The sequence below is a fragment of the Pseudomonas sp. Sample_16 genome (assembly GCF_004307665.1).
In the GTDB taxonomy this organism is placed as follows: domain Bacteria; phylum Pseudomonadota; class Gammaproteobacteria; order Pseudomonadales; family Pseudomonadaceae; genus Aquipseudomonas.
In genome coordinates, this window is record NZ_RCOB01000135.1 from 11,643 (window position 1) to 35,411 (window position 23,769).

Below are 23,769 nucleotides of genomic sequence, written 5' to 3' on the forward strand. Positions count from 1 at the left end.
ACTTACTGTATTTGTCGCCACATGATGCGACGGCTGCCACCGCCGGATTTTTCCACCACAGTCGTAGTGGTACCACTGGTATCGGTCACATATTTGCGTGTCCCGCCGTTGACGATGTCGTTCAAGCTCGGATTGCCACCGGTGAAAATCACACCCGCGGACACGGTATCGTTGCTGTCGACCACGCCGTCGCTATTGGTGTCGAGCACCGCATAGTTGAGCATCTTACCGCTGAACGCATCGAGTTCGACCAGTTTGCCGGTGCCGAAGCTCGCGCACGGGTCAGTGGTGTCGACACTGGCCGTGGTAAAGACGATCCGACCCAGTATCAGATTGGCCTGATTGATCACCCGCTCACCGGTCAACACGTTGTTGTACACCAATGGCAGGTACCAGCCCTTTTCCGCTGGATAAGTCACTTCATTCTGACTGGTGGTGATGAACTGGCCTGAGCTACCCGAGAACACCCCCGTCACCGCCTGAGCCTGCAAGCTCGAAGTAGTGATCTGCCCGGAACCACCGTCCGCATCCCACACCGCGTAGAACGCCTGCAAATCCTTGTTGGTCTTGTCCGCCGTTTCGTTGAATTTTCCGCTGCCGAAAAATACCACTTTGCCACCCAGCGAGTTATCCGCCAGCAAGGGTTGCGCGGTGATGGGCTGGGTCGTACCACCCGCCGTGGTGAACAACGGCTTGCCGGAAAACGCCACGCCCCAGGTGTCGGTAGAAGTACCGCTCAAGTCAAACTTCCACAGCCGCCCCTTCAAATCCCCGCCATAAGCGGCCTGCACCACGTTCTGCGAGTTGACCCTGAGCTTCACCGAGGACAAACCGTTGCTGGTCTCGCTGCCGTCGACGACGATTTTCTTGATCAGCGAGCCGTCGCGGACATCCACTACGTACAGGGCTGCGACCCCGGAGTTGCTGCCGTAGCCGTTGGAAATGAACGCAGCCCAACGACCGTCGGCCAAGCGTGCCACTTCCGGACGGGCGTAGGCATAACCCAGATCATTGAAAGCGTTTGCGGTGTTTGCGCTGGTCGGCGCGCTGATTTCCCACAACGCTCTGGTCGCATTGCCCGCCGAGGCATCGAACAGTTGCAAGGCGTAGAAGGTCCGCCCTCCCGCCCCGGTGCCGCCGAGCGCCAGGGTTTTCCAGGCACTGTTGAGTTGGGCATCGAACACGCCCACCTGCCCGTCCACCAGGAACTTGTGGCTGACGCCGTTGATGTAGCCGGTATCGGCGATGTAGCGCAGCGACGGCAACACACTCGACGGCATGTAGGCGTAGCGTCGTGCGCCGCTGGTGGAGTTGATGACGTTAACGAAACCGTCGTTGGCGTTGACCACCAGGCTGGCATTCATGTTGGCCGCTTTGGTGGCCAGATAAGCGCTGTAGGTGCTGTCGCCGGAAAGGTCGGAGGCGGTTTTGTCCGTTGGTGACGCCAGGACCAGTGGCGAGTTGATGATATCCCCCAGCAACACACTGCGTACTTTCAACCCGGTCTTGTTGGTGCCCTTGCTCCACTCCACCAGATCGCTGCCGGTGATACCGCTGGGCAGGCCTTGATTGAGGGTGGTTTGTTGGGCTGTGGAGAGGTTGGCATAGGCCAACGTCACGACGGTGTTGGTTTGACTGTTCCAGGACTGATAGGTCGGCGCCGTGGCGCCAGGCACGATGGCCGTGTCGGTGGTCCACTGCACCGCACTGGTGTTGACCGTGCCACTGGCGGTGAAGCCGTAGGACTTGATGGTGCCGCGCCAATCCTTGGGGTCATAGCTGGTTTGAAAGAAGCTGCTACCGCTGCCGAGAATCGTCCCACTGGTCACGCCACTGCCACCGGACCCCGCCTTGGAAGTGATTTCGCTCAGCGCGGAGGACAGCGCGGCATTCAGTCCGGTGCTGTCGGTAGCCTGATAGTACTTGCCCTGACCGTAGTTGGCAGCATCCGACAGCATCTGGTTCGCCGCGGTGAAACCCACGGTGTAGGTGTTCATGTTTTGCTTGGGGAAATCTGTCGCGTTCCAGCTTTTGCCGGCCAGATCGGTTCCGGTGGAGCGCATGTCGATGTCGAAGGCGAATTTGGCGATGTCGTCCAGATAGAGGGTGTCGCCCTCGCCGTCACCGCTGAGGTTGTCACCGTCGTTGGCGCTGTTGCCGTCCCAGTTCGGCAGACGAGTGCCACCCAGCGGATCGTTGGTGGGAAACGTCCGGTCGTAGGTGGGCAAACCGTCGGTAATGACCACCCCGTAGTTCTTCTGGCAGCGATACTGGATCGGGCTGGTATAGGTCGCCGGCGTGGAGTTGTAGTACGGCGCCATGCCGCGCATGTATCGCGTCACTTCGTAATAGGCTTCCGCCAACGGTGTGTTGGCCACGGCACTCAAGCCATTGATCGAGGCAATCAGTGCGTTGTAGTTGGCCTCCACCGACAGATCACTGACCGCCCGGGCAATGTAGCCTCCGTTGCCCGGGTTATTGCTGATGGGGGAATTGAACGTCGCAAGTCCGATACGCAATGAGCGATTGCTGGTGACCAGATTCTTCGAGACATCCTGAGCGACGCTGATCCGATACTCATCGGGAATTGCATTGGCGCCCGAGGTGAAATCCCGGCTCGAACCGTTGGCCAGCCCCAACAGATACGCCAGATAGTTTGCGGTATACCGGGTGTTTTCATTGCCGACCGGGTCGGGCAGTTTCAGGCAAATCGGTGTCAGCCCGAGAAAGCCTCGATAGAAACCGTACCAATTGCCGTTGTTCGGGCAACCGCCCCGGTTCAGGCTCGACAGGGAAATATTGGTGTCGCTCATGTCCAGGTTCTGGCCACTGAGGCATGACGAGTTGGAACCGCAGATCGCGATCTGCGCGCGATTGACCGTGGGATCGAATCCCGGCGCCCAGATGATGTTATTCATGCTCCCTGAATCGTCGATCATCAACATCACGTTTGGCGCGACCGCTGCGGCGCTTAACAAAGGTGAGTCCGAAGGCGTGAAGGCGTAGGTCGGTGCCGCCAGATACAGGCCCAAAACAGCACCGCAAATTAACTGCCAATACCGCGTGCGCCATTCAGTACTTCGCATAAATGCTCTCCACCACACTTCGCGAGTTGCCCGCGATGCCCACGGCAGTCACCCGGTACAAGGTTGCCGAGGTGTTGCTCGGCACGTTTACGGCCGTCAGGGTGGTGCCGATGTTTTGCACCCCGTAAAAGCCATTGCCCGAAGCGATCCAGGTCACCCCCGAGGTGGAATTGAAACCGGCAGCCTTGATGGTCGATGACTCGGCCGGCGGCGCACATTGGCTGGTGCCGCTGCACACTGCCAGTGTGAAGCTCTCGAGTTGCACTGCGCTTTCACCCACGCGCAACGCCGCTTCGGCGGTCTGGAATGACTGATTGCGCAGGCTTACGCTGCCGGCCATTTTTTCTTGCAAGGTGGCGTTCTGCATCGATGAAATGCCGATTAGCGTCAGCAATAGCAAGAAAACCAGGCTGACCAGCAATGCCATGCCGCGCTGGGCGTGAAACGCCATCATTTGTCCCCCGCTCATGGCAGTCGGTTGCGCAACGCGGCAACCACGTTGAAGGTTTGGTTACTGACCCGGTTGTTCGGATCGATGAGGGTCAAACTCAATCGCACGCTGCGGATGCGTGCCGGGTCGGACGGGTTGCTGCTGTAACTGGAAGCCGACGAGTCGGCAGCAGAGCTGGCAAGGCCAAAGCTCACATTGAAGGCGCTGACGTTGTCCACCAGGACCTGCTGGGCCGGCGTGCCTCGGCCTACACCCATGGTCAACTGGCCGTTCTTCAAGCTGTAGATCAACCGTCGAATCGGGAATGCCAACTGCCCCGAAGCCGGTGCGCGCAGGTCGCTGTATGCCGTTGCAGTGTTTCGACAGTCGGATATCACCGTCCAGGTCGGCGCCCCGCCGCTGCCTCCGACATCCGCCGTTACCAGAGTCAGTTTGAGGTTGGCGTTATCCCAACTGATCGGTGTGATTTGCGCCGCGTTGAAATCACCCGGCGTACTGGCGTCCGTGATTGTCCCCAGACAACCAAACATGCCCACCATGCGGATTTCCTGGATCATCTTGCTCAGCACGAAACGCGCGTCTTCCTGCATCGCAGCGGCGGCGTTCTGGCTGATGTAGGTGTTTTTCGACGCGATGAAAATCTGCACCACGCCCAGGACCACCACCAGACTCAAAGCCAGGGCGACCAGCAATTCGATCAGGCCGAAGCCTCTTTGCCGGCGGTTCATGGCGTCGATACCGGGTCAACGGTGGCACGACTGGTGAGGACGAAACTGCGACGTGCATTGGCGCTATTGGCGGCCCTGGAGTCATCCCAAGTGATGGTGATGGTATAAACCCGCTGATTGAGTGCGATGCTGCCCGTGGCGGTGGGACCGCCGAAGTTGACGATATTACGAGTGAAGTCGTAGAGGTCCTGGTCCCGGGCTACGTTGAGGTTGCCGGAAGTCGGAGGTGTCACGGTGTAATCGGCAGCGGAGTTGGCGCGGATACGGTCCATCATGTCGTAGGCGATGAAACTGGCCTGGCTGGTCATCCGCGCACTGTCGGTGTATTTCAGCGCATTCAATTGAAAAGCTGCCGCCCCCAACAACCCGACGCTCAATATCAACAACGCAACCAGAACTTCGATCAATGTCATGCCGTCCTGTGCATGCTTGCTCCATGACCTCATCCGCAATTTCCACCCAATAGAATTCGTCCGTTCAAACACACATTCAGCGTCCTGCTTTGCGACCCCAGCACATAACTGATCACCACCGCCGTGGACGATGACGCCAGCCCGCCCAGATTGTTGAAATCAATGGGGGTCACCCCTGAGGTTAGCGTCAGAGTCGCTCCGCTGCTCATCGCTGGAACAACCCGCAATACATTGGCCGCAGTGCCAGTACCGTCATAGACCGCTAACTCTCCGGTCCAGACGCCGTCGCCTGCCTTGGGCCGCAGCCGCGTCGTCACGCCTCGGTCGATGGCCTCGAGGCGAGCGAAATTCAGACTGCGTTGCAGGTCGCCGATTTCAGTGTCGGCCCTTGTCGTTTGGGCTGAGCGGGTAAACGCCGGGACGGCCAAAGTGATCAGCACCAGAAAGATCCCCAGCGCGATCAACAACTCGACCAGCGTGAAACCTTTTGAATGATGTTGCATCGGTGCCCTCCGTTGCCGTCGGCTATACCTGCAATTACACGCTAGAACATTCCACCGCCCCAGCGCGGTAGATTTGCCATCAGTCGCGCAGGAAGCGCACAGATTCACGCCACTCCAGGGAGGGAGATATCATGCGTCAGCACGGTTTCAGCCTGATTGAACTGCTTATGGGACTGACGATTGTCGGGATTGTTCTGCATTTGGTCAGTCCGGCATTCGCGGCAGTTACCGAATCGAACCTTCGCGAGCAGGCTGCGCAGTCGCTGTACAGTGACATCCGCACCGCCAGAACCGAGGCGATCGCCCGCCATCAGAGCGTGATGATCCATGCCATCAATGGCGACTGGGGCCAGGGTTGGCGAATCATTTTGGATATCAGTGGCAAGGGGCACAAAGACCCCGGCAATCCGCTGCTGGTCGAGCGTCAAAGTGCTACGCCGATGCCGATCGTCGGTAACCGACCTGTCAGCCAATTCGTGCGTTTCAGCCATCTGGGCGAACCACAGTTCGCCCGGGGAGAATTTCAGGCGGGGACGTTACATGTTTGCGCTGCGCGCGAAGCGGTCAGTCAGTATCAGGTGGTACTGGCGCCGAGCGGACGCGTCAGCCTGCGCAGCGCGAAGGCTGAGCAGGCGTTGTGCGCAGAAGGAAAAACGCTTAAAGCAGGGAGCGGACGCGCAGCTCTTTAGGCATGGAGAACGTGATGTTCTCCTCACGACCGGCCAGCTCATCGGCACCGGTAGCGCCCCAGGCCTGCAACTGCTGGATCACGCCGCGCACCAGCACTTCCGGTGCAGAGGCGCCAGCCGTAATGCCGATACGTTCGACACCGTCGAACCAGCTCTTTTGCAGGTCTTCAGCGCCATCAATCAGATAGGCCGGGGTCGACATGCGTTCGGCCAGCTCACGCAGGCGATTGGAGTTCGAGCTGTTCGGGCTGCCGACAACCAGCACCACATCGCATTCGTCGGCCAGTTGCTTGACCGCATCCTGACGGTTTTGCGTGGCGTAGCAGATGTCGTCCTTGCGTGGCCCGCCGATGGCCGGGAAACGCGTACGCAGAGCATCGATGACGCGACTGGTATCGTCCATGGACAAGGTTGTCTGGGTCACGAACGCCAGTTTCTCGGGGTTATGCACTTGCAGCGCGGCGACATCCTTTTCGTCTTCGACGAGGTAGATCGCGCCACCATTGCTGGCATCGTACTGGCCCATGGTGCCTTCGACTTCCGGGTGCCCGGCGTGGCCGATGAGGATGCATTCGCGACCGTCGCGGCTGTAGCGTGCGACTTCGATGTGCACCTTGGTCACCAGCGGGCACGTGGCATCGAATACTTTCAGGCCACGGCCGGCAGCTTCGGTGCGCACCGCCTGGGAAACACCGTGGGCACTGAAGATCACGATCACGTCGTCCGGCACCTGATCCAGTTCCTCGACAAAGATCGCGCCACGGTTGCGCAGGTCTTCGACGACAAATTTGTTGTGGACCACTTCATGGCGCACATAGATCGGCGGCCCGAAGACTTCCAGGGCGCGGTTGACGATTTCGATCGCCCGGTCCACACCGGCGCAGAAGCCACGGGGATTGGCGAGTTTGATTTGCATGCTGTGCCTCGTGTCTTGCGCGCAAGAAGTTAGATCATTACAAACCTGTAGGAGCAAAGCTTGCTCGCGAAAGCGGCAGATCAGTCGACATCAATGTTGGATGTGATGACGCCTTCGCGAGCAAGCTTCGCTCCTACAGTTGACCGAATCCGGTCAGTTACAGCGCTTTGACGGAGATGATTTCCACGTCAAAGGTCAACGTCTTGCCAGCCAGCGGATGGTTGAAGTCGATGGTCACTTGCGCGTCATCGAACTCTTTGACCACACCCGGCAATTCAGTATTGGCCGCATCGTTGAAGATCACCAGCAATCCTGGCGACAGGTCCATGTCCTGGAACTGTGAGCGCGGGATGATCTGCACGTTTTGCGGGTTAGGCTGGCCAAAAGCGTTTTCCGGCTCGATGCTCAGGGTTCGCTTGTCGCCCGCCTTGAAACCGAACAGTGCCGCTTCGAAACCTGGCAACAGGTTGCCATCACCGACCTTGAAGGTCGCCGGGGCTTTGTCGAAGGTGCTGTCCACCGTGTCGCCGTTCTCCAGGCGCAATGCGAAATGCAAGGTGACTTCCGTGTTCTGGCCGATGCGTTGCTCAGCCAATACCTGTTCAGTCATGAACGGTTTCTCCGGTCTTTTTACTTTTGAACATATCCAGTGCCAGCATTACCGCACCGACCGTAATTGCACTGTCGGCAAAGTTGAACGCCGGGAAGTACCAGCGGTTTTGCCAGTGCACCAGGATGAAATCGATCACATGACCCAAGGCAATGCGGTCATACAGGTTGCCCAGCGCGCCACCGAGCACCAGCGCCAGCGCAACCGCCAGCCAGGTCTCGTTACGCCCCAGACGCTTGAGCCACACCACCAGCACCGCACTCACCCCAATCGCGATCAGGGCAAACAACCAGCGCTGCCAGCCGGAGCTTTCGGCCAGAAAGCTGAATGCCGCGCCAGTGTTGTAGGCCAGGGTCCAGCTGAAGTAATCGGGAATGATCACGATCTGCTGGTACATCTCGAGCCTGCCTTCGAAGTAGAACTTGCTGGCCTGGTCGATGACCAGAACCAGCAAGCTCAACCAGAGCCAGCCCAGTCGCCCGAAGCGACCAACGGCATTAGGCATAGTGACGAACCTCGCCGGCGCCGCTGATGTTGTCGACGCAACGACCGCAAATTTCCGGATGTTCCGGGTTCACGCCGACATCTTCACGGCAGTGCCAGCAACGGGCGCACTTGGCGTGGGCCGATTTGACGATTTTCAGTTTCAGGCCGCTGACTTCGGTGACCACTGCGTCGGCAGGCGCCTGTACGAACGGCGCAACGCTGGCGGTCGAAGTGATCAACACGAAGCGCAACTCGTTGCTCAGCTTGGCCAGGTCGGCGCTCAGGGCGTCTTCGGCGAACAGCGTCACTTCGGCTTGCAGGTTGCCACCGACGGCCTTGGCCGCACGCTGGATTTCCATTTCCTTGTTGACCGCCACCTTCACCTCCATGATGCGATCCCAGTAGGCGCGACCCAGTTCGAAGCCTTCCGGCAGTTCGGTCAGACCTTCGTACCAGGTGTTGAGCATGACCGATTCGTTACGCTCGCCCGGCAGGTACTGCCACAGCTCGTCGGCGGTGAACGCCAGGATCGGCGCGATCCAGCGCACCAGCGCTTCGCTGATGTGGAACAGCGCGGTCTGGCACGAACGACGGGCCTTGCTGTCGGCGCCAGTGGTGTACTGGCGATCCTTGATGATGTCGAGGTAGAAACCACCCAGCTCCTGCACGCAGAAGTTGTGGATCTTCGAGTACACGTTCCAGAAACGGTACTCGCCGTAGTGCTCTTGCAACTCGCGTTGCAGCAGCAGGGTACGGTCCACGGCCCAACGGTCCAGCGCGAGCATTTCTTCAGCCGGCAGCAGGTCGGTGGCCGGGTTGAAACCGGTCAGGTTGGAAAGCAGGAAGCGCGCGGTGTTACGGATACGCCGGTAGGCGTCCGCACTGCGTTGCAGGATCTGCTCGGATACCGCCATTTCACCGGAGTAATCGGTAGACGCAACCCACAGACGCATGATGTCGGCGCCCAGTGTGTCGTTGACTTTTTGCGGTGCGATCACGTTGCCCAGGGACTTGGACATCTTGCGGCCGGACTCGTCGACGGTGAAACCGTGGGTCAGCAGCTCGCGGTACGGCGCGTGGTTGTCGATGGCGCAACCGGTCAGCAGCGACGAGTGGAACCAGCCACGGTGCTGGTCCGAACCTTCCAGGTACAAGTCGGCGCGCGGGCCGCTCTCATGGCCCATCGGGTGCGAACCGCGCAGGACGTGCCAGTGCGTGGTGCCCGAGTCGAACCAGACGTCGAGGGTGTCGCTGATCTTGTCGTACTGCGGTGCTTCGGCGCCCAGCAGCTCGGCGGCGTCCAGCTTGAACCAGGCTTCGATGCCTTCGACTTCGACGCGCTTGGCGACTTCTTCCATCAGCTCAACAGTACGAGGGTGCAGCTCGCCGCTTTCCTTGTTCAGGAAGAACGGGATTGGCACGCCCCAGTTGCGCTGACGGGAAATGCACCAGTCCGGACGGTTGGCGATCATCGAGTGCAGGCGCGCCTGGCCCCAGGCCGGGACGAACCTGGTCTCTTCGATGGCTTTGAGCGAGCGCACACGCAGGGTGTCGCCGCTGGTGGGCTGTTTGTCCATGCCGATGAACCACTGCGCAGTGGCGCGGTAGATCAGCGGGGTCTTGTGGCGCCAGCAGTGCATGTAGCTGTGTTCGATGACAGTGGTGTGCAGCAGCGCGCCGACTTCGGTCAGCTTGTCGACGATGGCCGGGTTGGCCTTCCAGATGAACTGGCCGCCGAAGAACTCCAGCGATGGCACGTACACGCCGTTGCTTTGCACTGGATTGAGGATGTCGTCGTTGACCATGCCGTATTTCTTGCAGGTCACGAAGTCGTCCACGCCGTAGGCCGGAGCGGAGTGAACCACGCCGGTGCCAGCGCCCAGCTCAACGTAGTCGGCCAGGTAAACCGGCGACAGACGATCATAGAACGGGTGACGGAAGTTGATCAGTTCCAGTTCTTTACCGGTGGTGGTCGCGATGACCGATCCTTCCAGGCTGTAACGGGTCAGGCACGACTCGACCAGTTCTTCAGCCAGCACCAGCAGTTTGTCGCCGACATCGACCAGGGCGTAGTTGAATTCCGGGTGAACGTTCAGCGCCTGGTTGGCCGGGATGGTCCACGGGGTGGTGGTCCAGATCACGATCGACGCAGGTTTGGCCAGCGACGGCAGACCGAAGGCGGCAGCCAGCTTGGCTTCATCGGCAATCGGGAACGCGACGTCGATGGTCGAGGACTTCTTGTTCTCGTACTCGACTTCCGCTTCAGCCAGGGCCGAACCGCAGTCGAAGCACCAGTTTACGGGCTTGAGGCCCTTGAACACGAAACCGCCCTTGACGATTTCAGCCAAGGCACGGATTTCACCGGCCTCGTTCTTGAAGTCCATGGTCTTGTACGGGTTGGCGAAGTCGCCCAACACGCCCAGACGGATGAATTCGGATTTCTGGCCTTCGATCTGCTCGGTGGCATAAGCCCGACACAGTTCGCGGGTCTTGTCCGCGCCCAGGTTCTTGCCGTGGGTCACTTCGACTTTGTGTTCGATCGGCAGACCATGGCAATCCCAGCCAGGAACATACGGCGCATCGAAGCCCGACAGGGTCTTCGAGCGGATGATCATGTCCTTGAGAATCTTGTTCAGTGCGTGACCGATGTGGATCGTGCCGTTGGCGTACGGAGGGCCGTCGTGCAAGACGAACTTCGGACGATCCTTGCCAATCTCGCGCAACTTTCCGTACAGGCCAATACTGTCCCAGCGCTGCAGAATCTGCGGTTCGCGCTGTGGCAGGCCGGCCTTCATTGGGAAGGCGGTGTCCGGAAGGTTTAGCGTGGCTTTATAGTCGGTCATTTAAGGCTCTTCATTAGCGATTGGCGCTAGGTGCGACAGGGCACGGGCGGCGGCGACATCCGCATTGATCGCCGTCTTAAGCGCCTCCAGAGAGGCGAAACGCTGCTCTTCACGCAGCTTTTGGTGGAAAACCACCGTCATACGCCGGTCATACAGATCGCCGGCAAAATCTAAAAGATGAACTTCGAGATGGGCTTTGCCATCCCCCTGCACCGTAGGTCGAACGCCGATATTGGCGACACCCGGCCAGGTCTTGCCATCGAGGTCGACGCTGACCAGGTAAACGCCTGTCAGCGGCACACGGCGACGCTTGAGTTGAATGTTGGCAGTGGGCGTACCCAGTTGGCGCGCCAGTTTCTGGCCATGCAACACGCGACCGGCAATCCGGTACGGGCGCCCGAGCAGACGTTCAGCGAGGGCAAAATCGGCAGCCGCCAGTGCGTTACGCACCTGGGTACTGCTGACGCGAATGCCATCGAGCTCGACGGTCTGCGCCGCTTCAACGGTGAAGCCCTGCATGACGCCGGCCTGTTGCAGGAAATCGAAATCGCCTACCCGGTCACAGCCGAAACGGAAGTCGTCACCGACTTCAAGGTGCTGTACACCGAGGCCGTCCACCAGAATGGTATCGACGAATTCGCTGGCGCTGAGTTTGCTCAGGCGATGGTTAAACGCCAGGCACAAGACCCGGTCGACGCCTTCGCCAGCCAGCAGCTGCAGTTTGTCACGCAGGCGGGCCAGACGGGCCGGTGCGGTGTCCGGAGCGAAAAACTCTCGCGGCTGCGGCTCGAAAATCACCACGCAGCTGGGCACGCCCAACTCGAGCGCACGCTCACGCAGCCGCGCCAGGATAGCCTGGTGGCCACGGTGTACACCGTCAAAGTTGCCAATAGTGGCGACACAGCCCCGATGCTGGGGGCGCAGATTGTGGAGGCCTCGAACCAGCTGCATAACGCGCTTCTTGCTCATAAAGTGGTCGATTATAACCACACCCGGCGGCCGACGACAGGCAACACCGTATCCCAAAGTAATCGAGCCGACAGAAATGCCGGCCCGTGCCGTTTTTTCATGACAGATATCGAGGTTTTATCCTCAGCCCAACGCCTTGCGGTTGAAGTCGCGCAAACGGAAGCCCATCAACATTAACATGCCGAAATAGGCAACCACACCGGCAACCACCAAAGCTCCGAGACGCAGGAAACGCTCAAGCATCTGCCCTTCGCCCCAGGCCGGCATAAAGTGCATCCCGGCCAGCAATACGCCGGACATCACCACCACCGCAATCACCAGCTTGAAGCCGAACTTTGCCCAGCCCGGTTGCGGCTGATACATCTGCTGCTTGCGCAATTGATAGAAAAGCAGCCCGGCATTCAGACAGGCCCCGGCGCTGATGGCGAGCGCCAGGCCGGCGTGCGCCAGCGGGCCGATCAGCAACAGGTTGAACAGCTGAGTGACCACCAGAGTGAAAATTGCGATTTTTACCGGCGTGCGGATGTTTTGTTGTGCATAAAAGCCCGGCGCCAGCACTTTGATCACGATGATCCCGAGCAAACCGACGGAATAGGCGATCAACGCACGCTGGGTCATGGCGGCGTCATGGGCATCGAACTGACCGTACTGGAACAGCGAAACCGTGAGCGGTTCGGCCAGAATCGCCAATGCCAGAGCGCAAGGCAGCACCAGCACAAAGCACAGCCGCAACCCCCAATCAAGAATGCGTGAGTATTCCTGGCGATCCTTGCTGGCGTAGGTCTTGGCCAGGGTCGGCAGCAGAATTGTCCCCAGCGCCACACCCAACACACCGGACGGCAGCTCCATCAAACGGTCGGCGTAATACATCCAGGACACGGAACCTGCGACCAGGAACGAAGCGAAAATAGTGTTGATGATCAGCGAGATCTGACTCACGGACACCCCGAGAATCGCCGGCAGCATCTGCTTCATTACTCGCCAGACACCGGTGTCGCGCAAATTCAGGCGCGGCAGCACCAGCATGCCGATTTTTTTCAGATGCGGCAGTTGATAGAGCAACTGCGCAAGACCACCCACCAACACCGCCCAACCCAGTGCCATTACCGGCGGATCGAAATACGGGGTCAGGAACAGCGCGAAGACAATCATGCTGACATTGAGCAGCGTCGGCACGAACGCCGGCACCGAAAAACGGTTCCAGGTATTGAGGATTGCGCCTGCCAGCGATGAAAGGGAGATCAGCAATATGTAAGGAAAGGTCACCCGCAACAGGTCAGTGGTGAGCTCGAATTTTTCCGGGGTATCGGTGAAACCCGGTGCTGTTACCCAGATGACCCATGGCGCGGCCAGTATACCCAACGCGGTGACCAGCGCCAGCACCAGTGTCAGCAGGCCCGAAACGTAAGCAATGAATGTTCGCGTCGCCTCATCGCCCTGCTGACTTTTGTATTCGGCGAGAATCGGCACGAAGGCTTGGGAAAACGCGCCCTCGGCGAAAATCCGTCGCAACAGGTTTGGCAGCTTGAAGGCGATGAAAAAGGCGTCGGTCGCCATTCCCGCGCCGAATGCCCGTGCAATGAGGGTGTCACGAACGAACCCCAGAACCCGGGAAAGCATCGTGATAGAGCTGACGGCGGCCAACGATTTGAGCAGATTCATTGAAAGAGTTTGTGCCTGTCGATAAACAGCAGGCGAACAATGCGCCTACTTATGCGATACTCCGCGCCGCAACAGCACAGAGCCAAAGCTCGCGAGTTTACAGGTCGCACGCTGGAAAGAAATATCCAGAGGTGTAGTACCTACCACTTAGCGGAACGTCTCAACCGCCCTTGACAAGACCTCAACTCATCGGCATGATTCGCGGCCTATTTTGTTTGCTATTTCCTAAAAAGTCTTTCGAGGAGCTCGACGGTGGCCAACTCACCTTCCGCCAAAAAACGTGCAAAACAGGCTGAGAAGCGTCGCAGCCACAACGCCAGCCTGCGTTCCATGGTTCGTACCTACATCAAGAATGTAGTTAAAGCCATCGACGCAAAAGACGCTGAAAAAGCTCAAGCTGCTTACGTTCTGGCTGTGCCAGTTATCGACCGCATGGCCGATAAAGGCATCATCCACAAGAACAAGGCTGCTCGCCATAAGAGCCGCCTGAATGGCCACGTTAAGGCCCTGAACGTTGCCGCTGCTGCCTAAGCGACTCGTTCATTAAAAAACCGACCTCAGGGTCGGTTTTTTATTGCCTGCGATTTGGTGCGCATCAATCCAACGCCTTCGCGGGCAAGCCCCACCCTGCAGGAGCGAGGCCTGGCCACGAAGACAATCTTCAAATCACTGCTGAGCCCACGGCAAAATCGGAATCGCCGTCACCGCATTCTGCGGGCTACCCTCGATCAAGCGATCGCTGTACACCAGATACACCAGCGTATTGCGCTTCTTGTCGAGGAAACGCACCACCTGCATGGTTTTGAACACCAGCGACGTGCGCTCCTTGAACACCTCGTCGCCATCCTTGAGCTCACCCTTGAAACTGATCGGCCCCACCTGGCGACAAGCGATGGACGCTTCGGCACGATCTTCAGCCAAGCCAAGACCACCCTTCACACCGCCCGTCTTGGCGCGCGACAGATAGCAGGTCACACCTTCGACCTTGGGATCATCAAACGCCTCAACCACGATCCGGTCGTTCGGGCCGACGAATTTGAACACCGTCGACACTTGACCAATCTCCTCGGCCGAAGCCAACAACGGCATTGCCAACAGCAGCCCCAACAATCCTTTTGCCACGCGCATTCAGGTATTCCTTCAGACCAGAATCAGGTTATCGCGGTGAACCAGTTCCGGTTCCGCCATGTAACCCAACAGACCGACAATCGCATCAGACGACTGACCGATGATTTTTTGTGCTTCCAGCGCGCTGTAGTTGGCCAGGCCACGGGCAATCTCACGACCGTCCGGCGCCACGCAAACCACCATTTCGCCGCGGCGGAAGCTGCCTTGGACCAGCTTGACCCCAACCGGCAACAAGCTTTTATTGCCTTGGGACAACGCGGTCACTGCACCGGCATCCAGCACCAGAGTGCCACGGGTTTGCAGATGCCCGGCCAGCCATTGCTTGCGCGCCGCCAGCATGCCGCGCTCCGGCGAGAGCAAGGTGCCAATGCGTTCGCCAGCCTTGAGGCGATCCAGCACACGCTCAAGACGCCCACCAACGATGATGGTATGCGCCCCGGAACGCGCCGCCAGACGCGCCGCGCGCAGCTTGGTCTGCATGCCGCCACGACCCAGCGCACCACCCGTACCACCCGCCACCGCATCAAGTGCGGGATCATCGGCGCGCGCTTCGTAGATCAGCTGTGCATCGGGATTGTTGCGCGGATCGGCGTCGAACATGCCGTCGCGATCGGTCAGGATCACCAGCAAATCAGCCTCGACCAGGTTGGCCACCAGCGCCGCCAGGGTATCGTTGTCGCCGAAACGGATTTCGTCGGTGACCACGGTGTCGTTCTCGTTGATGACAGGGATCACTTTCAGCTCAACCAGCGCACGCAAGGTACTGCGGGCGTTGAGGTAGCGCTTGCGGTCAGACAAGTCGTCGTGGGTCAGGAGAATCTGCGCCGTGTGCCGACCATGCTCGGCAAAGCTCGACTCCCAGGCCTGCACGAGCCCCATCTGGCCGATTGCCGCAGCGGCCTGGAGTTCGTGCATTGCACTGGGTCGGGAGGTCCAGCCCAGACGGCTCATACCGGCCGCCACCGCCCCGGAGGACACCAGCACCAGCTCGACGCCCGCCTCATGCAGGGCCACCATCTGCTCTACCCAGACACCCATTGCCGCGCGATCCAGGCCTTTGCCGTCCGCCGTCAGCAAAGCGCTGCCGATCTTCACGACCCAACGCTGCGCACCTGTCACCTTGCTCCGCATCATCTTCAACCTTTGCTTTGAGGACAGCGCGACCTGGCACTGCCCGTGACGTTATTCGTGGTTATTCGTGGTTATGAGTGACCATCGACGATTTCCAGATACTAAAACGCCGCTCGATTGAGCGGCGCTTAAGTTTATCGCAACGAATCAGTCACGCACGTAAATGATTTCCGGACCGTCTTCGTCATCCACATCTTCTTCATCCCAATCATCGTCACCGATGTCATGGACCGACTTCACGCCACTGCGACGCAGAGCACGCTGATCGTCCAGCGCCTGCAGCTGGGCACGCGCCTCATCTTCAATGCGCTGATCGAGATCGGCCAATTCTTCCTTGTAGGCCGGGTCGTTGGCCAGGCGATCGGCGCGATCTTCCAGGTAACGCATGATGTCGTGGCACAGACGCTCGGTGTTCTGCTTGGCGATGGCCGAGATCACATAGACCGGACCGGTCCACTCCAGACGATCGACGATCTCCTTGACGCGAGCATCGTGCTCTTCATCGAGGATCTGGTCGCACTTGTTCAGGATCAACCAGCGATCGCGCTCAGCCAGCGACGGACTGAATTTGGTCAGCTCGTTGACGATGACTTCGGCGGCGTCCGGAGCGCTGGTTTCATCCAGCGGCGCCATGTCGACGAGGTGCAGCAACAGACGGGTACGCGACAAATGCTTGAGGAAGCGAATCCCCAGACCCGCGCCATCGGAAGCGCCTTCGATCAGACCCGGGATGTCCGCGACCACGAAGCTTTTCCAGCGATCGACGCTGACCACCCCCAGGTTCGGCACCAGGGTTGTGAACGGGTAATCGGCCACTTTCGGCTTGGCGGCCGATACCGAACGGATAAAGGTACTTTTACCAGCGTTCGGCAAGCCCAGCAGACCGACGTCCGCGAGCACTTTCATTTCCAGCTTCAGGTCACGCTGCTCACCCGGCTTGCCCGGCGTAGTCTGGCGTGGCGCACGGTTGGTACTGGATTTGAAACGGGTGTTGCCCAGGCCGTGCCAGCCACCATGAGCCACCATCAGCTTCTGGCCGGCCTTGGTCAGGTCGCCGATCACTTCTTGAGTGGCAGAGTCGATCACCGTGGTACCCACAGGTACACGCAGGATCAGATCCTCGCCCTTCTTGCCGGTGCAGTCGGTGCTGCCGCCGTTGGAGCCACGCTCGGCATCGAAGTGCCGGGTGTAACGGTAGTCGACCAGGGTGTTGAGGTTCTCGTCGGCCATCATGTAGATGGAACCGCCATCACCGCCATCACCGCCGTTAGGGCCACCGTTTTCGATGAATTTTTCGCGACGGAAACTCATGCAGCCATTGCCGCCGTCACCGGCCTTTACTCGAATCGATACTTCATCAACAAACTTCATAACAAACGCCTCTCGCCATACGGACGAGCCGAAAAACAATCAAGACATAAGACTCTTGCAAAAATGAGCGCAGCGACCCCAAACCACGACACCTACATCGTACGCCGACAGCCCATACAAACAGCTTTGCAAGAGACTCACCCCACAAACGAAAAAGCCCCGTCGCGAGACAGGGCTTTTCCAGCGATCGCGCAATTAAGCTGCGACTACGCTCACGTAACGACGACCGAAGGCGCCTTTTACTTCGAACTTGATCACGCCTTCGACTTTAGCGAAGAGGGTGTGATCCTTACCCATGCCAACGCCGTAGCCAGCGTGGAATTGGGTGCCGCGCTGACGCACGATGATGTTGCCTGCTTTGATAGCCTGGCCGCCATACATCTTCACGCCAAGGCGTTTGGCTTCTGAGTCGCGACCGTTACGGGTACTACCACCAGCTTTTTTGTGTGCCATGAGTTCAATTCTCCTAGTGAGGAATTAGGCTGAAATTAAGCCTGAATACCGGTGATTTTGATCTCGGTGTACCACTGGCGGTGGCCCATACGCTTCATGTGGTGCTTACGACGACGGAACTTGATGATGCGGACTTTATCGTGACGACCTTGGGAGATCACTTCAGCCACAACGGTAGCGCCAGCAACAACTGGAGCACCGATATTCACGTCGTCACCGTTGGCAACCAACAGAACGCGATCAAAGGTAACGGATTCGCCGGTAGCGATTTCCAGTTTTTCGATCTTCAGGTATTCACCTGGGGCGACTTTGTACTGCTTGCCGCCAGTAACGATTACTGCATAAGACATGGTATTTCTCCGATAATCCTGCTCACCCAGCTCTTTATAAGAAGAGGTATTGGCTGGCATGGCTGCATGGGGCTGGAAGGCCCGCTTGCAATTGCGTAAGGCAGGTGCTGCCCAGGAAGTTCAGGGTGCGCGATTGTACGCAAGGCACGAGCGCCTTGCAATAGGCCGTCCATCGCGCCTTGACAGGCCCGGACGTGGGTCCTAGCATGCCGCGCAACCCTTCTGGAGCGACTGTCGCTGATGCAACCCCAAGCTTTCTACCGCGCGGTGGCGGACGATTTTAGCGCCGTCGACGGCATCATCAAGAAGCAGCTGACTTCCCGAGTGCCGCTGGTATCGAAAATCGGCGATTACATTACCTCGGCCGGCGGCAAGCGCCTGCGTCCTTTATTGGTGCTGCTGTCTGGCAAGGCCCTGGGACGTGAAGGCGATGACCTGCGACTGCTGGCCGCCACCATCGAATTCCTGCACACCGCTACCTTGCTGCATGACGACGTGGTCGATATGTCCGGCATGCGCCGAGGCCGCTCGACCGCCAACGCCATGTGGGGCAATGCACCCAGCGTACTGGTTGGCGACTTCCTGTATTCGCGTTCATTCGAAATGATGGTCGAACTGGGCTCCATGCCCGTGATGAAGATCCTTTCGCAAGCCACGCGCATCATCGCCGAAGGCGAAGTGTTGCAGCTGTCGAAGGTTCGTGACGCCAGCACCACCGAAGAAACCTACATGGAAGTCATCCGCGGCAAAACCGCGATGCTCTTCGAAGCCTCGACCCACAGCGCCGCCGCCCTGGCCGGCGCAACGCCCGAGCAGAGCGAAGCACTGCGCATGTTCGGCGATCACCTGGGCGTGGCTTTCCAACTGGTCGACGACCTGCTCGACTATAAAGGCGATGCCGAAACCCTGGGCAAGAACGTCGGTGACGATCTGGCCGAAGGCAAGCCGACCCTGCCGCTGATCTACACCATGCGCGAAGGCACGCCGGAACAGGCCGCCCTGGTGCGCAAGGCGATCCAGAAAGGCGGCATCGAAGACCTGGAGAGCATCCGCGTAGCCGTGGAAGCCTCGGGCTCGCTGGAATACACCGCACAACTGGCTCGCGATTATGTGGCCCGAGCGATCAAATGCCTCGAAGTGCTGCCGCCGAGCGAGTATCGCGATGCGCTGGTTGAACTGAGCGAGTTTTCGGTAGCCCGCACGCACTGATACTCCCTTCGTAGGAGCGAGGCTTGCCGCGAAGGCAATTTGTCAGTCAAATTGATGTCGACTGGTAGATCGCCTCCGCGGACAAGCTTCGCCCCTACAATTCAGGTGTCGCCCCTCACCCGCTAAAAACCCTATACAATGTGCGCTTTTTAGCGATCCTGAATCCAAGGAGCCTTAGTGAGCACGTTGCCACCCTGCCCGAAATGCAATTCCGAATACACCTATGAAGACGGCGCCCAGCTGATCTGCCCTGAGTGCGCCCACGAATGGTCCGCCACCGGCGAAGCCGAAGCGGCATCCGATGACGCGGTGAAAAAGGATTCGGTCGGCAACGTCCTGCAGGACGGCGACACCATTACCGTGATCAAGGACCTCAAGGTCAAAGGCACGTCCCTGGTGGTCAAGGTCGGCACCAAGGTCAAGAACATCCGCCTGTGCGATGGCGATCACGACATCGACTGCAAGATCGACGGCATCGGCCCGATGAAACTCAAATCCGAGTTCGTCAGAAAAGTCTGATATTGCTGTATTCCATCCCGCGCCAAGCGTGGGATGGTGCTTCGCCCTCTCCCGTCCCGCCCAGCAATTTCACGCAATAGCCAAAGGCCAGCCGTTTTGACCTTACGCAATCTTTACCCGGAAAAAAGCGCAAACCTCTAATCGATCCTTGCTATTTATTGAATAGGAATTATTCTCATTGAAACCATCAATGGAGATGAGAACCCATGACTTATTTGATCGATGCCTGGCTGGATCGCCCGCACCCTTACCTCAGGATCCTTCATCGGGAAACCGGGGAAGTCTGTGCCGTACTGGAAGAGGAAGCGTTGAACGAACTTCAGGATCAGGGTGACCTGGACCTCAACGGCTTGAGCTCAATCGAGCCTGTGGTGCTCAAGGAAGTGGTGCGCAACCTGTTTCTGTTCTGCTATGCCCGAGCATTGCGCCCGACAAATGAGCTGCATCACAAGATAGAAGTATGAGCCATACAAAATCTGTAGGAGCCGGCTTGCTGGCGATGCGGCCACCACGGTCCAGGCTGGAAACCGTGGGGATGCAATCGCCAGCAAGCCGGCTCCTACAGGCAGGGCAGTCTTACAGAACGTCGAGCAGTTCGACGTCGAACACCAGAACGCTGTGCGGCGGAATGCTGCCAACGCCTTGAGCGCCGTAAGCCAGTTCACTCGGCACGTACAGGCGCCATTTGCTGCCGGCATTCATCAGTTGCAGGGCTTCGGTCCAGCCAGCGATCACGCCGCCAACCGGGAATTCTGCAGGCTGGCCACGCTCGTAGGAGCTGTCGAACACGGTGCCGTCGATCAGGGTACCGTGGTAGTGAGTACGCACGGTGTCTTCACGGGATGGCTTGGCGCCTTCACCGGCAGTCAGTACTTCGAACTGCAGGCCGGAAGCCAGGGTGGTGATGCCGTCACGCTTGGCGTTTTCAGCCAGGAAGGCCAGGCCTTCGCCAGCGGCTGCTTCAGCCTTGGCTGCTGCTTCGGCTTGCATGATTTCGCGAATCACCTTGAAGCTCGCGGACATTTCTTCCTGGCCGACACGGCTAGGCAGACCGGCAAACGCGTCGGTCAGGCCGGCCAGGATCGCGTCCAGGCTGACGCCCGGTGGCGGGTTGTCGCGCAGTTGGTCGCCCAACTGACGGCCGATACCGTAGCTGACGCGTGTTTCGTCGGTGGACAGATTTACTTCGGACATGACACTGCTCCGCTGTGCGGACGGCCCGGGAACTTGCCGTGCGTGCACAGCGCGTCCCGGAGCGCCCGGAACCAAAAGGGCCAGCAGACTAGCACAGTTGCCATAGCGTTGATCAGGGGCGTCAGCCCTGATGCGGTGAACGCTGCTCGATCGGCACTTTCAGACTTTCTTCAATGCCACCCAGCCCACACATCTCGTCATGCACCAGAGTGTGCACCAGATTGAAGTTCAGCTTGGGAAAGGAGCGCAGCACATCACGGGCGTGCTCCACCGAACGCAGGTGCATCATGTGGCCGTGGGTATCGCTCAACGGATACGCCGCGCCATGCATCCGTGCCTCCAGCAAATAGATGCCTCCCTCCAGCGAGATCAGGTTCAGCTCATCGACCTTCCCGGCGACGGCATAAGCATTCAACTCTTGCAGGTTCATGAAACACACCTCACGCATTGGCGAACCAAGACATCTACAGGCATATGCCTCGGCACCTCAAAGCACAAGCCAAAAACGACGCCGCCCGTCTGTTTCTGCAACAGACGGGCGGCGGCACAGCGATCAGCAACAGGTGATCAGTGCTTGGTCACTTTATCCAGGTAACCCATGGCGAACGCTGACACGACGAAGGTCATATGGATGATCACGTACCACTGCAAATGCTCGGGATCGACATTTTTGGCGTCCATGAAGATGCGCAGCAGGTGGATGGACGAAATGGCCACGATGGAGGCGGCCACTTTCATCTTCAGCGACGAAGAGTCCATGGTACCCAGCCAGTTGAGCTTTTCCTTGCTGTCGTCGATATCCAGCTGCGATACGAAGTTTTCGTAACCGGAGATCATCACCATCACCAGCAAACCGCCCACCAGCGCCATGTCGATCAACGACAGCAGAACCAGAATCAGGTCCGATTCGGCCATCGAAAATACATTGGGTATGACGTGGAAGACTTCCTGGAAAAATTTAAGCGCCAGCGCCAACAACCCAAGGGACAAGCCAAAGTAGATCGGCGCCAGCAACCAGCGGGATGCGTACATTGCGTTTTCGATAAAGCGTTCCATTGAATCTCACAGGTGGTCTGAAAATGGACGCGAGTATAACAGCCACCTGCCCCTCCTCAGAAGCGGCCATAAACCACCGGGAATCTGCCACCTGCGCGGTGTGCGGCAACGTTTTCTGCTAGTGTCCAGATCATTGATATTGCCGTGATATCGGACAGGAAGACTGGAAATGGATGTGCGACTACCCCTGACGAGTGCCGGAATCTGCCTGGCTGTGCTGCTGAGCGGCTGTTCGCCCAGCGAAGAGAAACGCCAGGTGAGCCTCGAGGAAAAGACTGCGCAGTTCGAAAAATCGCTGGATGCGATCGAGGATCCGAAACTCAAGGATGCCGTGGCCGAGCTCGGCGGTTCGCTGCTGTTGCTTGAACGGGCGCAACTCAAGCTCGACAGCAAACCATTGGAAACCGAGTACGGCGAAGACGTCCTCGCCGTGCTAAAGCACTACCCCACGCCACAAGCGCTGGTCGATACCTACATCAACGGCCTGTTCGTACTGCATAAAGATTCCAGTTCAGATTACCTGACCGACCTGCAGCCGGTATTCCCCTTCAATTTCAGTATTCCGGCGGCCTTCATCTTCCCTCATGGGCTGCAATGGCAGTCGGTGACCCTGAGCAATAAACGGGTGATAGCCTTTCAGCCGGAATGGTCGGAAACCGATCCCGGCATTCAGTTGAGTCCTTCGAGTTCAAACCTGACCACCCCTGATGACCTGACGGTGGCCTACCCCTTCATCGACGGGCTCGACGTCGACATCAAGAATCAGCCTCAGCCGGTCAGCCTGCAAGGCACGGTGGAGGTCATCGCACCTCGCCGGCTCTATAGCTTCGACCTGACGAAAAAGGACGAGGGCCAGACCCGCACCAATGACAACCTGAGCCTCACCTTGATCAAGCTGGGCACCAACTATGCCGAAGTCGAGTTCAGCAACAGTGCGCCACAAGCCCCCGAGATCGGGGAAACCCCGCTGAACCCATTGATCGTCCAGGCCCGGGACGCCACCGGGCAATTTCTCTCACGCTCTGGCTCAATCAACGAAACCGCTACAAAAATCGCCTTCTACCAAAAGCAGCTGGCGAAGATGCAGCAACAAAAGGTCTGGAGCGAGGCGCTGGAAAAACAACTCGATGATGAGCAACGCAACTTCGAGAAACAACAAACCCACCGTTATTCAAAAGTGTATTTCAACGGTCCCATCGAAACCCTCGAAGTCAGCCTGCTGGACTTCTCGAGCGCCACGGTGACCCGCAAGGACTTGAACCTGCCGGTACGCCGTTTCGACCGCAGCACCACGGACAAGGCCATCCAACCGCTGAACCTGCCGGTGGTGGTATATGACGACCAGGCCTCGACATGGCTCAAGGGGGCAACGCTGACTGAGGAACAACTGAAAAAAGGCGTGAGCATCAGCCAATCGGTCGAAGACCCCAGCGCCGCGCGAATCGAATTCAATCACTTGAGAAGCTTCAATGACGAGTTGCTGGGGTCGTCATTCAACCCCGGTGAAAGCCCGGTCAGTTTCTTCACCGAGGACAGCCGTGGCAAACGGGATGAACCCATTGAATTGCCACCGCAGGCCTATCAGGTCGAAACATTACGCGGCAGCATCACCTACGATCTGAACCTGTTCCCGGAAACACCGGCTTATGTGGTGGGCTCCATACCGTTGTTTCTTGCGACCATCGACAAAAAGACCTTCGATGCCCATCAATTGCCCAAGGGGCTGGAGTTCAAAGGCAACACGCTAGTGGTGGATCTCAAGAAATTTCCCGAACAGGACTGGCGCTTTTTCACCAAGGATGAGAGCGGCAATTACCTCAAGGAAATTCTAGCGGTCAATCATCTCGCGAGCGCAGAAGGGCCGGCGCTGTTTGCCGTGCATTACTTCTATGGGCAGCCCACACGCCTGGAGACCTATCAACGAACTGACCTCGCCACCGTGCCCTACGGTTTCGAGGTCAGACTCGACAAGGCCGACTTGAGCAAACTGCCCGAATAGCAG

Annotated in this window: 25 protein-coding genes; 6 read left to right on the forward strand and 19 right to left on the reverse strand. The window is 58.6% G+C overall.

Annotated features, from left to right (window positions below; all coding sequences use genetic code 11):
• Positions 1 to 2: 2 nt before the first annotated feature.
• Genes D8U69_RS18190 through D8U69_RS18210 form a run of 5 tightly spaced genes read right to left on the reverse strand, consistent with a single transcriptional unit; the run spans position 3 to position 5,181 of the window.
• Positions 3 to 3,086, reverse strand: a complete 3,084-nt coding sequence (locus D8U69_RS18190; protein WP_130907842.1) for a PilC/PilY family type IV pilus protein — start codon at positions 3,084 to 3,086, stop codon at positions 3 to 5.
• Positions 3,073 to 3,540 carry a PilX N-terminal domain-containing pilus assembly protein gene (locus D8U69_RS18195; protein WP_130907843.1) on the reverse strand — a complete coding sequence of 156 codons (468 nt, stop codon included), beginning with the start codon at positions 3,538 to 3,540 and terminating at the stop codon, positions 3,073 to 3,075. Before D8U69_RS18195 ends, D8U69_RS18190 begins: the two co-directional genes overlap by 14 nt.
• An 11-nt stretch (positions 3,541 to 3,551) precedes the next feature.
• Positions 3,552 to 4,265: a prepilin-type N-terminal cleavage/methylation domain-containing protein gene (locus D8U69_RS18200; protein WP_130907844.1), complete on the reverse strand. Its 714-nt coding sequence runs from the start codon at positions 4,263 to 4,265 to the stop codon at positions 3,552 to 3,554.
• Positions 4,262 to 4,711 (reverse strand): type IV pilus modification protein PilV, encoded by a 450-nt coding sequence (gene pilV / locus D8U69_RS18205; protein WP_130907845.1) that lies wholly within the window; start codon positions 4,709 to 4,711, stop codon positions 4,262 to 4,264. Before pilV ends, D8U69_RS18200 begins: the two co-directional genes overlap by 4 nt.
• Positions 4,708 to 5,181 (reverse strand): GspH/FimT family pseudopilin, encoded by a 474-nt coding sequence (locus tag D8U69_RS18210; protein WP_130907846.1) that lies wholly within the window; start codon positions 5,179 to 5,181, stop codon positions 4,708 to 4,710. Before D8U69_RS18210 ends, pilV begins: the two co-directional genes overlap by 4 nt.
• Positions 5,182 to 5,312: 131 nt before the next feature.
• Here D8U69_RS18210 and D8U69_RS18215 point away from each other — a divergent pair, with 131 nt between their 5' ends.
• Positions 5,313 to 5,870 carry a GspH/FimT family pseudopilin gene (locus tag D8U69_RS18215; protein WP_130907847.1) on the forward strand — a complete coding sequence of 186 codons (558 nt, stop codon included), beginning with the start codon at positions 5,313 to 5,315 and terminating at the stop codon, positions 5,868 to 5,870.
• Here the strand turns inward: D8U69_RS18215 and ispH are convergent.
• From ispH to murJ, 6 genes are all read right to left on the reverse strand, one after another.
• Entirely contained in the window at positions 5,839 to 6,786 is a 948-nt protein-coding gene (gene ispH / locus D8U69_RS18220) for a 4-hydroxy-3-methylbut-2-enyl diphosphate reductase (protein ID WP_056855662.1), read from the reverse strand. The two genes, D8U69_RS18215 and ispH, sit on opposite strands and share 32 nt — an antisense overlap.
• Before the next feature lie 157 nt (positions 6,787 to 6,943).
• Complete coding sequence (gene fkpB, locus D8U69_RS18225; protein ID WP_172668667.1) at positions 6,944 to 7,381, reverse strand: FKBP-type peptidyl-prolyl cis-trans isomerase; 438 nt, start codon at positions 7,379 to 7,381, stop codon at positions 6,944 to 6,946.
• Between the two features lie 7 nt (positions 7,382 to 7,388).
• Positions 7,389 to 7,901, reverse strand: a complete 513-nt coding sequence (gene lspA / locus D8U69_RS18230; RefSeq protein WP_130907848.1) for a signal peptidase II — start codon at positions 7,899 to 7,901, stop codon at positions 7,389 to 7,391.
• Positions 7,894 to 10,725, reverse strand: coding sequence for an isoleucine--tRNA ligase (gene ileS, locus D8U69_RS18235; protein WP_130907849.1), 2,832 nt, complete (start codon positions 10,723 to 10,725; stop codon positions 7,894 to 7,896). Before ileS ends, lspA begins: the two co-directional genes overlap by 8 nt.
• Positions 10,726 to 11,676 (reverse strand): bifunctional riboflavin kinase/FAD synthetase, encoded by a 951-nt coding sequence (ribF, locus tag D8U69_RS18240; RefSeq protein WP_056855665.1) that lies wholly within the window; start codon positions 11,674 to 11,676, stop codon positions 10,726 to 10,728. It lies immediately after the preceding gene.
• Between the two features lie 141 nt (positions 11,677 to 11,817).
• Positions 11,818 to 13,356: a murein biosynthesis integral membrane protein MurJ gene (murJ, locus tag D8U69_RS18245; protein WP_130907850.1), complete on the reverse strand. Its 1,539-nt coding sequence runs from the start codon at positions 13,354 to 13,356 to the stop codon at positions 11,818 to 11,820.
• Positions 13,357 to 13,608: 252 nt separating this feature from the next.
• On the opposite strand from murJ, the gene rpsT reads away from it, so the two are divergent.
• A complete protein-coding gene (rpsT, locus tag D8U69_RS18250) occupies positions 13,609 to 13,887 on the forward strand; it encodes a 30S ribosomal protein S20 (RefSeq protein WP_020798646.1) in 279 nt (92 codons plus the stop codon).
• A 135-nt stretch (positions 13,888 to 14,022) separates the two neighbouring features.
• Here rpsT and D8U69_RS18255 read toward each other — a convergent pair whose 3' ends face one another.
• The 5 genes from D8U69_RS18255 to rplU all read right to left on the reverse strand — a co-directional run bounded on the left by D8U69_RS18255 (position 14,023) and on the right by rplU (position 17,789).
• Positions 14,023 to 14,484, reverse strand: coding sequence for a CreA family protein (locus D8U69_RS18255; RefSeq protein ID WP_056855667.1), 462 nt, complete (start codon positions 14,482 to 14,484; stop codon positions 14,023 to 14,025).
• A 12-nt stretch (positions 14,485 to 14,496) separates the two neighbouring features.
• Positions 14,497 to 15,615 (reverse strand): glutamate 5-kinase, encoded by a 1,119-nt coding sequence (gene proB, locus D8U69_RS18260; protein WP_077047080.1) that lies wholly within the window; start codon positions 15,613 to 15,615, stop codon positions 14,497 to 14,499.
• Positions 15,616 to 15,762: 147 nt separating this feature from the next.
• Positions 15,763 to 16,986: an Obg family GTPase CgtA gene (gene cgtA, locus D8U69_RS18265; RefSeq protein WP_056855669.1), complete on the reverse strand. Its 1,224-nt coding sequence runs from the start codon at positions 16,984 to 16,986 to the stop codon at positions 15,763 to 15,765.
• A 195-nt stretch (positions 16,987 to 17,181) separates the two neighbouring features.
• Entirely contained in the window at positions 17,182 to 17,439 is a 258-nt protein-coding gene (gene rpmA / locus D8U69_RS18270; RefSeq protein ID WP_003281574.1) for a 50S ribosomal protein L27, read from the reverse strand.
• Positions 17,440 to 17,474: 35 nt separating this feature from the next.
• Positions 17,475 to 17,789: a 50S ribosomal protein L21 gene (rplU, locus tag D8U69_RS18275; protein ID WP_003176051.1), complete on the reverse strand. Its 315-nt coding sequence runs from the start codon at positions 17,787 to 17,789 to the stop codon at positions 17,475 to 17,477.
• A 240-nt stretch (positions 17,790 to 18,029) separates the two neighbouring features.
• Here rplU and D8U69_RS18280 point away from each other — a divergent pair, with 240 nt between their 5' ends.
• From D8U69_RS18280 to D8U69_RS18290, 3 genes are all read left to right on the forward strand, one after another.
• Positions 18,030 to 18,998, forward strand: a complete 969-nt coding sequence (locus tag D8U69_RS18280) for a polyprenyl synthetase family protein (RefSeq protein ID WP_056855670.1) — start codon at positions 18,030 to 18,032, stop codon at positions 18,996 to 18,998.
• 177 nt (positions 18,999 to 19,175) lie between these two features.
• Positions 19,176 to 19,517: a zinc ribbon domain-containing protein YjdM gene (locus D8U69_RS18285; protein ID WP_028624609.1), complete on the forward strand. Its 342-nt coding sequence runs from the start codon at positions 19,176 to 19,178 to the stop codon at positions 19,515 to 19,517.
• A gap of 206 nt (positions 19,518 to 19,723) precedes the next feature.
• Positions 19,724 to 19,981: a hypothetical protein gene (locus tag D8U69_RS18290; RefSeq protein WP_130907851.1), complete on the forward strand. Its 258-nt coding sequence runs from the start codon at positions 19,724 to 19,726 to the stop codon at positions 19,979 to 19,981.
• A 112-nt stretch (positions 19,982 to 20,093) separates the two neighbouring features.
• On the opposite strand, the gene D8U69_RS18295 is transcribed toward D8U69_RS18290, so the two are convergent.
• The 3 genes from D8U69_RS18295 to D8U69_RS18305 all read right to left on the reverse strand — a co-directional run bounded on the left by D8U69_RS18295 (position 20,094) and on the right by D8U69_RS18305 (position 21,767).
• Positions 20,094 to 20,711 (reverse strand): FKBP-type peptidyl-prolyl cis-trans isomerase, encoded by a 618-nt coding sequence (locus D8U69_RS18295; protein WP_056855672.1) that lies wholly within the window; start codon positions 20,709 to 20,711, stop codon positions 20,094 to 20,096.
• A gap of 121 nt (positions 20,712 to 20,832) precedes the next feature.
• Positions 20,833 to 21,141, reverse strand: a complete 309-nt coding sequence (locus D8U69_RS18300; protein ID WP_056855673.1) for a DUF6482 family protein — start codon at positions 21,139 to 21,141, stop codon at positions 20,833 to 20,835.
• 137 nt (positions 21,142 to 21,278) lie between these two features.
• Positions 21,279 to 21,767: a TIGR00645 family protein gene (locus D8U69_RS18305; protein WP_007970904.1), complete on the reverse strand. Its 489-nt coding sequence runs from the start codon at positions 21,765 to 21,767 to the stop codon at positions 21,279 to 21,281.
• Between the two features lie 169 nt (positions 21,768 to 21,936).
• On the opposite strand from D8U69_RS18305, the gene D8U69_RS18310 reads away from it, so the two are divergent.
• Positions 21,937 to 23,766, forward strand: a complete 1,830-nt coding sequence (locus tag D8U69_RS18310; protein WP_130907852.1) for a hypothetical protein — start codon at positions 21,937 to 21,939, stop codon at positions 23,764 to 23,766.
• Positions 23,767 to 23,769: the final 3 nt, after the last annotated feature.